We start from the raw sequence: 12,652 nt of genomic DNA, 5'->3' as shown, positions 1-12,652 counted from the left end.
GCCCGGTGAGCCAACGGGAGTGGATCGAGAAGGACTTCTACAAGGAGCTGGGCGTCTCCTCCGGCGCCTCGCAGGACGAGATCAAGAAGGCCTACCGCAAGCTGGCCCGCGATCTGCATCCGGATTCCAATCCGGGTGACACCAAGGCCGAGGAGCGGTTCAAGGCGGTCAGCGAGGCCAACGCCGTGCTGTCCGACCCGGCCAAGCGCAAGGAGTACGACGAGACGCGTCGCCTGTTCGCGGGCGGCGGCGGTCGCGGCTACGGCGGTGGCGGGTTCAACCCCGGTGCCGCGGGCGGCTTCTCGCAGGACTTCAACATCGGCGACATCTTCGGTCAGGCCGGTGGTGCGGGCGCTCCCGGTGACGGCGGGCTCGGCGATCTGCTGGGCGGGCTGTTCAATCGGGGTGGCGCGCGCGGCGCGAGCCGTCCGCGCCGTGGCGCCGACGTGGAGACCGAGACGACGCTGGGCTTCCGCGAGGCGGCCCAGGGCGTCACGGTTCCACTGCGGATGACCAGCCCCTCGCCGTGCACGACCTGTCACGGCAGCGGCGCCAAGCCGGGCACCAGCCCGCGGGTGTGCCCGCACTGCAACGGTTCCGGCGTGGTCAGCCGTAATCAGGGCGCGTTCGGTTTCAGCGAGCCCTGCGACGACTGCCGCGGTACCGGCTCGATCATCGACGACCCGTGCGTCGACTGCTCGGGCACCGGTATCCAGAACCGCACCCGCACCATCACCGTGCGTATCCCGCCCGGTGTCAGTGACGGGCAGAAGATCCGGCTGGCCGGGCAGGGCGAGGCGGGCCTGCGTGGGGCGCCTTCGGGCGATCTCTACGTGACCGTGCACGTCAGCCAGGACAAGGTCTTCGGCCGCCAGGGCGACGACCTCACCCTGGTGCTCCCGGTGAGCTACAGCGAATTGGTACTGGGGACAACTGTTTCCGTGCCGACGCTGGACGGCCGGGTCGGCGTGAAGGTGCCGCCGGGCACCGCCGACGGGCGTATCCTGCGGGTACGTGGTCGCGGTGTGCCCAAGCGCGGCGCGGCGGGCGGCGCCGGTGACCTGCTGGTCACGGTGAAGGTCGCGGTTCCCCAGCACCTGGATTCCGATGCCACCGACGCGCTCAAGCGCTATCAGGAGGCGGAGAAGGCGGGTGGCTTCGATCCGCGTGCGGGATGGGCGGGTGCTTGACGATGTCCGATGATCCGAAGTCCGCGTCGGGTGGCTCGCGCGCCGAGTTCTTCATGATCTCGGTGGCGGCCCAGCTGGCGGGTATGCACGCGCAGACCCTGCGCACCTATGACCGGCTGGGTCTGGTCACCCCCCAACGCACTTCGGGTGGCGGACGCCGGTACTCGGCCCGCGATGTCGAGCTGCTGCGCGAAGTGCAGCGGCTGTCGCAGGACGAGGGTGTCAACCTCGCGGGGATCAAGCGCATCATCGAGCTGACCAACCAGGTCGAGGCGCTGCAGCAGCGCGTCGAGGAGATGAGTGCGGAGCTGGAGCGGTTGCGGGCGGGCTATCGGCCCGACCTGTCGCCGCCCCAGCGCAGTACCGCGCTCGTGGTGTGGCAGCCGAGGCATCGGCGCTAGTTTCACGATGTGGTGGGCCCCCGGCCCGCGATCCGCTCCGGCGGTCGTGGCCCGGGGGCTCTGTCGTATTCGGTCAACCCCCGGCGACCGGCTGGTGATTCTCCAGCAACCTATTTATTCGCGATCTCGCCCCCGTATCCCGCCGCCGCAACGCTGTGAGGTGCGGATATATCACGGGATCATCACGAAAGTTTGCTGGCTGGACGCTGAATTCGGACCGATCGGAGCCGAATTCCGCGCCCCATACCAGCCTCGCCAGCCCGGCTTCCTCGCGTGTCGCGGCACGGCGCGTCGGCGGATGGGATGCCCTGTGCGTTGCGGAAAGGTCGCTCTACCAGGCAGGTTGGGTCTCGATTGCCGGTTTTGCCGGGTCACCCATAGGGGCTTGAGGTCACATTCCATGGCTCATAGCAGGATGAGTGTATGTTTTCAGCGGGAACTGACTGCAAACCGCCTGGTTTTTTCTGAATTACACGTGTGATGTTTAAGAGTACGATTCCTAAGCTGGCAAACCTCGCCTAGACTTCTCGCATCGGCTGCTGACGAGTGTCCTCCCAGCCCGTCACTCGCCGGCGCGGCTAGCGTTCGATGGCGAAACGAGGTTGTGACACATATGGATTCGCGGACTGTCGCTTTGATCCGTACTACGTTCAAGGCGGTTGCTGCGGAAGACGGTGGGTCCGAGCGGTTGGCCAGATCGTTCTACTCGATCCTGTTCACGGACTATCCCGGTGTCCGTGACTACTTCCCGGCGGCTATGGACGCCCAGCGCGACCGGCTCGTCAAGGCCATCTCCTACGCGCTCGACCGGCTCGAGGAGCCGGACAAGCTGCTGCCGTTCCTGGCCCAGCTCGGGCGCGATCACCGCAAGTACGGTGTGCAGCCCGCCCACTACGTCGCCGTGGCCAACTCGCTCAAGTCGGCCATGCGCCAGTTCGCGGGCACCGAGATGTGGACCGACGAGGTAGCCACCGCCTGGGACGAGGGCCTGGCCACCATCAGCGGCGCGATGATCAGCGCCGCCGACAAGGAGACCACCCCGGCGGCCTGGACCGCGACTGTGGTCGAACGGCGTGAGGTGCTGCGCAATCTCGCCGTCATCCGCGTCCAGCTCGATCAGCCGATGGAATACGCGGCGGGCCAGTACCTCAGCGTCCAGGTGCCGGCACGGCCGCGGATGTGGCGGTATCTGTCCCCGGCCAACCCGGCGAACGCCAACGGCGAGATCGAGTTCCACGTGCGCAGCGTGCTCGGCGGCTGGGTGAGCCCGGCGATGGTCTCGCACACCAACGTCGGTGACCAGTGGCTGCTCGGCTCTCCCCTCGGCGGGCTCGGCGTGCCGCGCAACACCAAGCGCAAGATGCTCATGGTCGGCTGCGGCACCGGCATCGCGCCGCTGCGCGCGCAGGTCATGGCGATGGCGCAGCGCCGGGTCAACCCGAAGGTGCACCTGTTCGTCGGTGGTCACCACCCGTGCGATCTCTACGACCTGCAGGTTCTCAGCCAGCTCGCCGTCGCCAACAAATGGCTCACGGTCACCCCGGTCACCGAGAGCGACGAGAACCCGTGGTGGTACTACGATTCCGGCGAACCGCACGCCGAACTACCCGGCCTCGAACCGCGGATGACCGGCCAGATCGGCAAGGTTGTCGCCGCCTACGGCCCGTGGGCCGACCGCGACGTCCAGATCGTCGGGTCCCCGTCGATGGTGCAGACCACCAAGTTCCGCCTGATGGCGGCCGGTACCCAGGCCAAGTCCATCCGCCACGATCCACTGTTCTGAGCGCACCTCCTGGTTAGAGTGGTCACGCGAACGTGATCACTGAGGGAGGGCGGATCGATGGATGGCGTTGTGCTGGTGATCAATTCCGGGGGGCGTCGCGATGCCGAATGGCTCGACGAGATCATTGGCGAACTCCGGGCCGACCTGGCCGAGATCGGCGGGCTCCATGTCGCCCCGGTGACGACCGCCGCGGCGGGCGGCGAGAAGTCCGGCGCGGTCGAACAGATCGGCCAGCTGTTGCTCTCGGGTGGGGCACTGGGCACCGTGGTGTGGGCCATCCGGGACGTGAGCCTGAAGTTCCTGGAACGCTCGAAGGCGGAGTCGATCACGATCAAGCGGGGTGACCGCGAAGTCACCATCGTCCGGCCCGGCTTGGCCCAGGTGGACAATGTCGTCGAGAAGTTCGGCGACCTGCTGCGTGATGAGTAGCCCGACCGGACGGCGAATCGCGCTCTTCGTAGCGAACGACACCTACCACTTCGACGGACTGTCGCGGCTCTACGCGCCCATCTCCGACGCCGAACAGCTCCGGGAACTGCTGCGCGACCCCGAGATCGGCGGCTTCCGGCCGACCGAGCTGCTCATCAACGAGTCCAAGGCCGAGATCGAGCGCAGCATCGAGCGCGTCTTCCGCGGTGCCGAGCCCGACGACGTCATCCTGTTCTACTTCTCCGGCCACGGGCTGCGCACCAGGCAGAATCTGTATCTCGCCGTGGGCAATACCGATCCGCAGTTGCTCAGCAGCACGGCGGTGTCCTCCTCGTTCATCCGCGAGCTGATCCGCGAGTCCCCGGCGGCGGCGAAGATCATCGTGCTCGACTGCTGCTACAGCGGCGCGTTTCTCGGCTCCGAGGTGATCAAGTCCGCGCCCACCATCGACGATGTCGCCCAGCAGCTCGCCGCGGGCGACGGCATCTGCGTGCTGACGGCGTCGAGCGCGGTGGAGACCGCGTCCGAGGGCCGCGCCGACGGCGACTCCGCGCCCCTGTCGGTGTTCACCTCGGCGCTGGTCAAGGGCATCGGCACCGGTCAGGCCGACAACGGCAGCGGCCTGATCGGCACCCACGACCTGTGGACGTTCGTGCACGCCGAGGTGCGCGCTCGCACCACCAGGCAGACCCCGAACCACTACGGCGTCTTCAAGGACGAGGTCTACATCGCCAGGGTCCGGCGACGCCAGTCCAACCTCATCGAGGTGGGCGATCGCGTGCAGCTCGGCTCGCTCATGGGCAGGCTCGAGCAGACGCCCGAGGGCGGGTTGCGGGCCGCGAACTGGTGGGGCACCGGCCGATTGAAGGTGCCCATCGGCCAGGAGCGGCGCACCGACGGCGTGCCGGGGGAGACGGTCTGGCTCGACCTGTCGGGCGCGGATCGCAACCTGCTGATCGTCGGCCGCGCCGGCGCGGGCAAGAGCACGCTGCTGCGCACCCTCACCGGGTCCTTGGCGCTCACCCATTCCCCCGACGAGGTGAAACTCTATGTGCTCGAATCGAGTAACCGCCTCGGCTCGATGAGCGCCCTGCCCCACATCGCCAGCGCCGTGGGCGACGACGAACTGGAGAAGGTGGACGCGGTCCTCGACCGGGTGACCGCCGAGATCCGCGGTCGCAAGCGGCTGTACCGGGAATCCGGCATCGATTCACCGAGCAGCCTGCGCGCCGCGCGACCGACACTCGCCTCACCGGTGCCCGATATATTCCTGCTCATCGACCGGCTCGGTGATTTCCGCGAGCACGTCGCCGGGTTCGACGCCAGGATCAAGCAGATCGCCAGCGCGGGACCGGAGTACGGCGTGCACCTGGTGGTGACGGCGCGCGACTGGAACGAGGCCCCCGGCGACCTCGTCGACCTGCTCGCGGCGCACATCGAACTGCGCCTGCACCGTCCCGCGGATTCGCGGCTGCACCCGGAACGCGCCGCCCGCCTGCCCGACGGCCCCGGCTGGGCGTTGTTCGGGGAGCGGCCGTTCCGCGTCGCCATGCCCGACCTGCGCGAGCTCGAGCCCGAGCTGTTGAGCGCGGTCGAGATCTCCGACGGCGCCGCCGAACTGGTCGATCTGGTGCGCGGCAACCAGTACGTCCGGCCGGTCGACGGCACCGGCCGCTCGCCGCTAGACGGCGAGATCGACCTGCCCGACCTGCTCGGCCTCGGTTCGCGCGACTTCGATGTCGAGGCGCTGTGGCGGGCTCGTGACGGTCGCGACCGCTTGCGCGTGCCGATCGGGGTGAGCGCCACCGGCGATGTGGTCGAGTTGGATCTGAAGGAGTCGGCCGAGCACGGTATGGGACCGCACGGACTGTGCATCGGCGCGACCGGGTCGGGGAAGTCGGAATTCCTGCGCACCCTCATCCTCGCCCTCGCCACCACCCACTCCCCGGACGCGCTGAACCTGGTGCTGATCGATTTCAAGGGCGGCGCGACCTTCTTCGGCTTGGACTCGCTGCCGCACGTGTCGGCGGTCATCACCAACCTGGAGGAAGATCTCTCGCTGGTCGACCGGATGAAGGCCGCGCTGGCCGGCGAGATCGCCCGCAGACAGGACCTGCTCAGGGCCGGTGGCAATTTCGCCAATGTCGCCGACTACGAGCGCGCCAGGGCGGCGGGCGCACCGCTCGACCCGCTGCCCGCGCTGCTCATCGTGGTCGACGAGTTCTCCGAGTTGCTCTCCCAGAAACCGGATTTCATCGACGTCTTCGTGATGATCGGCAGGCTCGGCCGCTCGATCCGGGTACACCAGTTGCTGGCCTCGCAGCGGTTCGACGAGAACATGCTGCGCGGCCTGGAAACGCACCTGTCCTATCGGATCGGTCTGCGCACGTTCTCCGCCAACGAATCCCGCGCCGTGATCGGTACGCCCGACGCCTATCACCTGTCGAGCGATCCCGGCTCCGGCTACCTGCGCGTCGACGCCGCCGATCCGGTGCGGTTCAAGTCGGCCTACGTCGGTCGCAGCGATACCGGCGCGTCCGCCGACGGCGCCGCGCAGCGCACTGTGCTGGAGGCGGTGGTGTCGAGGATCATCGGGCACGGCAGGCAGGCCTACCCGGTGTGGCTGCCGCCGCTCTCGGTCTCGCCGACCGTGGATCTGCTGTTGCCCGGCAACGATCATGGGTCCGAGAAGATCGTGGTCGGCGAGCTGCAGATACTCGTCGGCATGGTCGACGAACCGGCCGAGCACCGCCGCGGGATGTTCCTGCTCGATCTCGCGGGCGCCGGCGGACATGTCGCCGTCGTCGGCGGTCCACGGGCGGGCAAGTCGACCACCCTGCAGACGATCGTGCTGTCCGCGGCGGTGACGCACAGTCCCGACCAATTACAGTTCTACTGCCTGGATTTCGGCGGCGGCGGCCTGCTCGGTGTAGCGGACTTGCCCCATGTCGGTTCGGTGGCGGGCCGCCTCGACACCGACCGGGTCCGCCGCACCCTCGCCGAGCTCAGCAGCCTGCTGCGCAGACGCGAACAGCGGTTCGCCGAACTGGGTGTCGAGTCGATGGCGGAGTACCGGCGCCGGGGTGCGGCCGAGGGCGATCCGGCGAACGCCTCGCCGTCGGACCGGTACGCGCACGTGGTGCTCGTGATCGACGGCTGGCGCGTGATCGCCGACGAGTTCGAAGCGCTCGAACCACAGATCAACGCCATCGCCACCCGTGGCCTCGCCTACGGCATCCACCTGCTGATCACCGCGACGCGCTGGGCCGAGATCCGGTCGATGACGCGGAGTCAGCTCGGCACCAAGATCGAATTGCGGCTCGGCGACCCGATGGAGTCGGAGATCGATCGCCGGGTCGCCAACCAGGTCCCACTGGACAGCCCCGGTCGCGGCCTCACCGCCGACCACCTGCACATGCTGATCGCGCTGCCCCGCTTGGACTCCGACGCCGATCCCGCGACGCTCAGCCGGGGCCTGAGCGCGGCGGTGGCCGAGGTGGCCGCGCAGTACGGCGCACAGCGCGCTCCCGATGTGCGCGTGCTCCCGCTGGACTTCTCCCGCCCGGCACTGCTCGAGATCGCGAGCGAGCACGGCGTCCGGATGAGCCCGACGTCGGTGGTCGTCGGCCTCTGCGAATCCGAATTGCAGCCGCTGGTCCTGGATTTCGCCACCGAACCGCATTTCATGGCCTTCGCCGACATGGAGTGCGGGAAGACCACGCTGCTGCGCAACATCATCACCGGAATCGTCGAGAACGCCACCCCGGCGCAAGCCGCCATCGTGCTGATCGACTACCGGCGCGGCCTGCTCGGCGAGGTCGAGGGCGGCCACCTGGCCGGCTATGCCAGCTCCGCCACGGCCGCCGCGCCGATCATCGCCGAGGTGGCGAACGTGCTGGCCGGGCGCCTTCCCGGCCCCGAAACCACCCCGCAGCAACTGCGCGACCGGGATTGGTGGTCGGGCCCGGAGATCTATGTCGTCGTCGACGACTACGACATCGTCGCCCCGAACTCGTTGTCGAATCCCTTCATGGCGCTGGTGGAGTACTTCCCTCTGGCCCGCGACATCGGCCTGCACTTCCTCGTCGCCCGCCGCACCGGCGGAGTCGCGCGCGCACTGTACGACCCGGTCCTCGGCGCGTTGAAGAACTTGTCCGTGGAAACGCTGGTGATGAGCGGCTCCCGCGACGAGGGCAGGATCATCGGCGACGTCCGCCCGACCACCCTGCCGCCCGGCCGCGGCATCATGGCCTCACGCACCCGCTCACACGAGATGGTGCAGATCGCGAATCTGCCCGGGCGCCTGTGATTCAGGCGCCTTCGGCGGTGATGTTCGCCGGGGGCGTCCCCGCTTCGATGAGCCGGTCCACCGTCGTGCGCACCATCGCGGGGGACCCGCACACCAGCACCTGGTGCTGGTCGAACGGGCCGTGCGCGGCGGCCACGTCGGCGAGGGTGCCGTGCAGCATCTCCGCGGGGGCGAAGCCGATGTCGACGCGCGAGTGCTCGTGCCACTCGTCGCGGATCGACGGATCGTCGGGGCTCTCGACCACCGGAATCACTGTCAGCCAGGGCAATTCGCCCGACAACAGGTACAGCATGTCGGAGGCGTACAGATCGCGCGGGGAGCGGCCGCCGAAGAACAGGTAGGTGCGCGGCGGGTTCTCGCGGCGCGCCAGGTCGAGGATTTGGGCGCGCAGCGGCGCCAGTCCGGTGCCGCCCGCGATCATCACCACCTCGGTGGTCTCCGGCGCGATGTGGAAGACGCTGTGCGGCGCGTTGATCCGCCACTGGTCCCCGGCCTTGGTGTCGGCCACGATCGAGCTCGAGCACCAGCCGCCGGGCACGGTGCGCACGTGGAATTCCAGCTTGCCGTCCAGCGAGGGCGGCAGCGCGGGAGAGAACCGCCGCCGCACGCCCGGATGCTGCGGCACCTCCACCTCCACCGACCCGCCCGCCGCGAACGGAACGAAGTCACCGATCAGCCGGATCACGGCGATGTCGTTGCGCAGGCGGTGATGGCCGACGACGGTCGCCGTCCAGGCCGGGTCGGGGTACTCGCTGCTGCTCATCGGCCTCTTTCCTGGAGGGCGGGAAGGGTTCTCAGCTGACGGGGTCGGACGCGATGATCTCGGGCGGCGTGCCCGCCCTGATGAGGGTGCGGCGGGTCTCGGCGATCATCCGCGGTGAGCCCGCGATCTGGATCTGGCGGTCGGCCCACGCGCCGAAGCTGGTCACCACCGCGCCCAGATTACCGACGAGACGCCGGTGCATGCCCATGGGCGGTTCGGCGGGCTTCTGCGGGTACCACCACGGATCGGTGCGTTCCTCGCAGACCGGCACCACCGTCAGCCACGGGTTCGACTGCGAGAGCTGCCACATGTTGTCCACGTCGTAGAGGTCGCCGGGGTAGTGGCCGCCGATGAAGAAGTGCACCCGGGGGTTGATGCCGCGCTGGCTCATCTCGATCAGCTGCGCCCGCAGCGGCGCGATGCCGGTGCCGGAGCCGATGAGCAGCACGTCGCGCCCGGATTCGCGGTCGACGTGCAGGCCGCCGAGCGGTCCGGCGATCTTCCACCGGTCGCCGACCTTGGTGTCGTTGACGATCGCGGGGCTCACCCAGCCGCCGCTGATGCGCCGCACATGGAATTCGATCTCGCCGTAGGGGTTGGCGGGGATCGCGGGGGAGAAGTAGCGCCACATGTTCGGCCGCTGCGGCACCTGCACCGGCACGTACTGCCCGGCCTTGAACGGGATCGGTCCGTCGGCCTGCAGCCGCACGATGGCCAGGTCGTCGAGGACCTTGCGGTGCCCGACGACGGTCGCGCCCCAGAACGGCTGCGACTTGTCCTCGTTGGCGCCGATCGCCATCGACGCCGACACCAGGATGGTGACGTCGCTCCAGCCCTCGTGCAATTCCCTGGTCCAGCGATTGCCGTGGAAGGTGCGCAGGGCGGCCAGCAGGGCACGACCCGCCAGGTCGTAGTGATCGGCCTCGACCCCGTACTTGCGGTGGTCGCGGGCGAGTTGCTCGAGGAACTTCTGGGCGCGCTCGAAGTCCTCCAGGTTGTCCAGGACGTACTGCAGCGCCGTCACCAGACGCTTCGGCATCATGTCCATCGCGGGCGGGAAGAGCTCCCGTAACGCCGGGTTCTGCGCGAACAGGTGACCATAGAAAGCGCTGATCAGCCGCTCTGGACCACCGGGTGTCTCCGACACCCCGCGGAAATCGGCGCGGACCAGCGCAAGCGAACGCGCATCCACGTCGTCAAGCTCCCTTTCACTGAAATTGCCGCAATGTGGCCCCGCTCGATGACGGGCACCTTCTCAAGTATCCACCGAAAACCGCCGCTCGGTGCAGGGATGCTCATCACGCCTGCCTCGCGCCGGAGGGAGTGTATGCCGCGCGCGTCCGCTCGTCGCGTGCTCGCGCCCATCGATACGCGTCGGTGATCTTCCGCGCTCAGGCGGACAGGACCGAGCGCACCGTCGCGATGACCACGCGGTCGGCGTCGGCGGCGGCGAGGCGGCCGGTGCGCAGGCCCTCGGCGGCGCCGTTGAGTACGTAGTAGACGGTGTCGACCAGCCAGTCGAGGGGCAGATCGGTGCGGAACGCGCCTTCTTCCTGGCCGCGGTGGATCAGCTCGGCCACCCGGGCTGCGGGCGCGGCGTGCAGTTCCCGCATGCGTCCCGCGGGGAGGACGCCGTCGGCGGCGGCGCGCAGTTTGGCCGCCTCCGCGACCAGCGGCCAGGTCGCCGCGAGCAGCCGCGTCAGCGCCTGGCCCGCGTCGCCGGTGAGGTCGACCGCCGAGAGCGTGGTCTCGCCCTCCCGCAGCGCGTCGACCATGGCCGCCTCGACCAGCTCCGCGCGCGTGCGGAAATGTCCGTAGAGGGTCATCCGCCCGACGCCGGCGACCTTGGCGATCTCCTCGGTGGTGGCGTCGGGATTCGCGCCGAGCGTCTTGCGCGCGGCGGCGACGATCGCGGCGATGCTGCGCTCGGCGTCGACGCGACGGCGCGGCCGCGGTGCGGTGGGCATGCGAAGAATCCTATCTCGTACAGGCGTGTACATGTTAGGCTGGCGACATCCATCGCACCGAAACACTGGGATCGAGGCGAATTCCCATGGGTGAACTGCACGTCAACATGCACGCGACGCTCGACGGCGTGATCCAGGCCAATGGCGGACCCACCGAGTACGACGGCGACTTCGAGTACGCGGGCTGGGAGTGGCCGTTCAACGACGAGGAGTCCGGCAGGCAGGTGATCGAGGACGTCCGGGCCTCCGACGCGCTGCTCCTCGGCCACACGACCTACAAGATCTTCGCCTCGTACTGGCCGGACCAGTCCGACGAGATCGGCGAAGCGTTCAACCGGGTGCCCAAATACGTCGCGTCCCGGGGCACTCCCGATCTGTCCTGGGACGCGACCACCCAGATCACCGACGTGGCCACCGAGGTGCGCGCCCTGCGGGAGCGTCATCGGCAGATCCACACCTGGGGCAGCGCCGACCTGTTGCGGACCCTGCTCGGCGAGGGCCTGGTCGACCAGCTGAACCTGTGGGTCTTTCCGATCGTGCTCGGCACGGGCAAGCGGATCTTCCCCGAGGGCAGCGCGCCCACTCGCTTCGCGCAGGCCGAACCGGCGAAGACCTTCCCCGCTGGCGTTCTGCTGACGCGCTACCGCCGCCTCGACGGCGTGCCGGAGACCGGCGGCCCGCCCCCGGCCTGACTTCACGCGTAAGGATCGGTGACGGCCCTCAAGGCCGTGAGCGCCTTGCGTAGCTCGCGCGCCCCGCGTGCGCCGAGATGGTCGACCCACTCCGATTCCACCTGGGCCGCAGCGCGATTCGCCACCTCGACCGCGCGCTGCCCCTTCTCGGCCAGTCGTAGCAGTCGCGCTCGCCCGTCGCTGGGGTCGGGCTCGCGCCGCAGATAACCGGCGCGCACCAGTTGGTCGACCAGCACGCCCGCGGTCTGCTTGGTGACCTGCGCCTGGGCGGCCAGCTCGGTGAGCCGCGACCCCTCCGGCCCGAGCCGGGCGACCAACCGCGCCTGGGCCTGCGTCAGATCGGCGAACCCGGCCTCGCCGAGCGCGACCAGCACCCGCCGCTCCATCTCCCGGTACGGGACGAACAGCAGTACTCCGAGGTTGAGTTCGTCGGCCATCCCACTCCTTGATTCAGTCAGCTTCACTGACTATATTAATCAGAACGGCTGACGAATTGGAGCCCGGTCATGGACATCGACCAGCACTGGCGGACCATCGCCGAACAGCGCCGCGCCATCGCCGACCTGCTCGCCACTCTCACCCCGGCCGAACTCGACAGCCCCTCGCTCTGTGACGGTTGGCGCATCCGCGATGTCGCCGCGCACGTGGCACTGGCCGCGCAACCGCCGGGCCCGCTCGGCATGCTGCGTGCGGCCGCGCGTGCTCGCGGCAGCTTCCACCGCCTCAATCACGACATCGCCGTCCGCCACGCCGACGCCGTCCCCGATCTGGTGGCGGACCTGCGGGCCGTCGCCGACTCGCGCCGCCTGCCCGCGGTCACCAACCACCGCAACATCCACTACGACGTCATCGTGCACGGCCAGGACATCGCCCGCCCGCTCGGCCGCGTCATCACCGTCACCCCCGAGTCGGCGGCCGTTGCGGCGCAACGGGTCTGGACCATGGGCTGGCCCTTCTGGGCCAAGCGCCGCTTCGCCGACGTCACCTTGGTCGCCGAGGATTCGGCCTGGACCGCGGGCTCCGGCCCCGAACTGCGCGGCAGCACCCTCGACCTGCTCATGCTCCTCACCGGCCGCCACCCGGTGCTCACCGGGCCCGGCGTCGACCGCCTCTGACGG

General features: G+C 69.0%; 11 protein-coding genes. 7 read left to right on the top strand and 4 right to left on the bottom strand.

The features are described from left to right. Nucleotides 1–5: 5 nt before the first annotated feature. From dnaJ to eccCb, 5 genes are all read left to right on the top strand, one after another. Nucleotides 6–1,190, top strand: coding sequence for a molecular chaperone DnaJ (gene dnaJ / locus DFR69_RS12200; protein ID WP_110037647.1), 1,185 nt, complete (start codon nt 6–8; stop codon nt 1,188–1,190). A gap of 2 nt (nt 1,191–1,192) precedes the next feature. Then, on the top strand, nt 1,193–1,591 hold the full coding sequence (locus DFR69_RS12195; protein ID WP_110037646.1) for a heat shock protein transcriptional repressor HspR: 399 nt from the start codon (nt 1,193–1,195) through the stop codon (nt 1,589–1,591). Between the two features lie 613 nt (nt 1,592–2,204). Continuing rightward, entirely contained in the window at nt 2,205–3,374 is a 1,170-nt protein-coding gene (locus DFR69_RS12190; RefSeq protein WP_110037645.1) for a globin domain-containing protein, read from the top strand. Nucleotides 3,375–3,431: 57 nt separating this feature from the next. Next, on the top strand, nt 3,432–3,803 hold the full coding sequence (locus DFR69_RS12185) for a hypothetical protein (RefSeq protein WP_146229260.1): 372 nt from the start codon (nt 3,432–3,434) through the stop codon (nt 3,801–3,803). Beyond that, on the top strand, nt 3,796–8,112 hold the full coding sequence (gene eccCb, locus DFR69_RS12180; protein WP_167456249.1) for a type VII secretion protein EccCb: 4,317 nt from the start codon (nt 3,796–3,798) through the stop codon (nt 8,110–8,112). The genes DFR69_RS12185 and eccCb overlap by 8 nt, the downstream gene beginning before the upstream one ends. Nucleotide 8,113: 1 nt before the next feature. Here eccCb and DFR69_RS12175 read toward each other — a convergent pair whose 3' ends face one another. The 3 genes from DFR69_RS12175 to DFR69_RS12165 all read right to left on the bottom strand — a co-directional run bounded on the left by DFR69_RS12175 (nt 8,114) and on the right by DFR69_RS12165 (nt 10,842). Then, nucleotides 8,114–8,875 (bottom strand): FAD-binding oxidoreductase, encoded by a 762-nt coding sequence (locus tag DFR69_RS12175; RefSeq protein ID WP_110037642.1) that lies wholly within the window; start codon nt 8,873–8,875, stop codon nt 8,114–8,116. 31 nt (nt 8,876–8,906) lie between these two features. Further along, complete coding sequence (locus DFR69_RS12170) at nt 8,907–10,067, bottom strand: FAD-binding oxidoreductase (RefSeq protein WP_110037641.1); 1,161 nt, start codon at nt 10,065–10,067, stop codon at nt 8,907–8,909. Nucleotides 10,068–10,266: 199 nt separating this feature from the next. Beyond that, on the bottom strand, nt 10,267–10,842 hold the full coding sequence (locus tag DFR69_RS12165) for a TetR/AcrR family transcriptional regulator (RefSeq protein WP_110037640.1): 576 nt from the start codon (nt 10,840–10,842) through the stop codon (nt 10,267–10,269). Between the two features lie 86 nt (nt 10,843–10,928). Between DFR69_RS12165 and DFR69_RS12160 the strand changes: the two genes are divergently transcribed. Continuing rightward, the gene (locus DFR69_RS12160; protein WP_110037639.1) at nt 10,929–11,534 is read left to right on the top strand and encodes a dihydrofolate reductase family protein; all 606 of its coding nucleotides are present in this window, start codon (nt 10,929–10,931) and stop codon (nt 11,532–11,534) included. A 2-nt stretch (nt 11,535–11,536) separates the two neighbouring features. Here DFR69_RS12160 and DFR69_RS12155 read toward each other — a convergent pair whose 3' ends face one another. Then, nucleotides 11,537–11,971 carry a MarR family winged helix-turn-helix transcriptional regulator gene (locus tag DFR69_RS12155; RefSeq protein ID WP_110037638.1) on the bottom strand — a complete coding sequence of 145 codons (435 nt, stop codon included), beginning with the start codon at nt 11,969–11,971 and terminating at the stop codon, nt 11,537–11,539. A 69-nt stretch (nt 11,972–12,040) separates the two neighbouring features. Between DFR69_RS12155 and DFR69_RS12150 the strand changes: the two genes are divergently transcribed. Continuing rightward, the gene (locus DFR69_RS12150; RefSeq protein WP_110037637.1) at nt 12,041–12,649 is read left to right on the top strand and encodes a maleylpyruvate isomerase family mycothiol-dependent enzyme; all 609 of its coding nucleotides are present in this window, start codon (nt 12,041–12,043) and stop codon (nt 12,647–12,649) included. Nucleotides 12,650–12,652 lie beyond the last annotated feature (3 nt).

Source organism: Nocardia neocaledoniensis, assembly GCF_003182135.1.
Classification (GTDB): Bacteria; Actinomycetota; Actinomycetes; order Mycobacteriales; family Mycobacteriaceae; genus Nocardia; species Nocardia neocaledoniensis.
The sequence above is the reverse complement of the archived record's forward strand: the minus strand, read 5'-3'. Positions and strand labels throughout refer to the sequence as shown.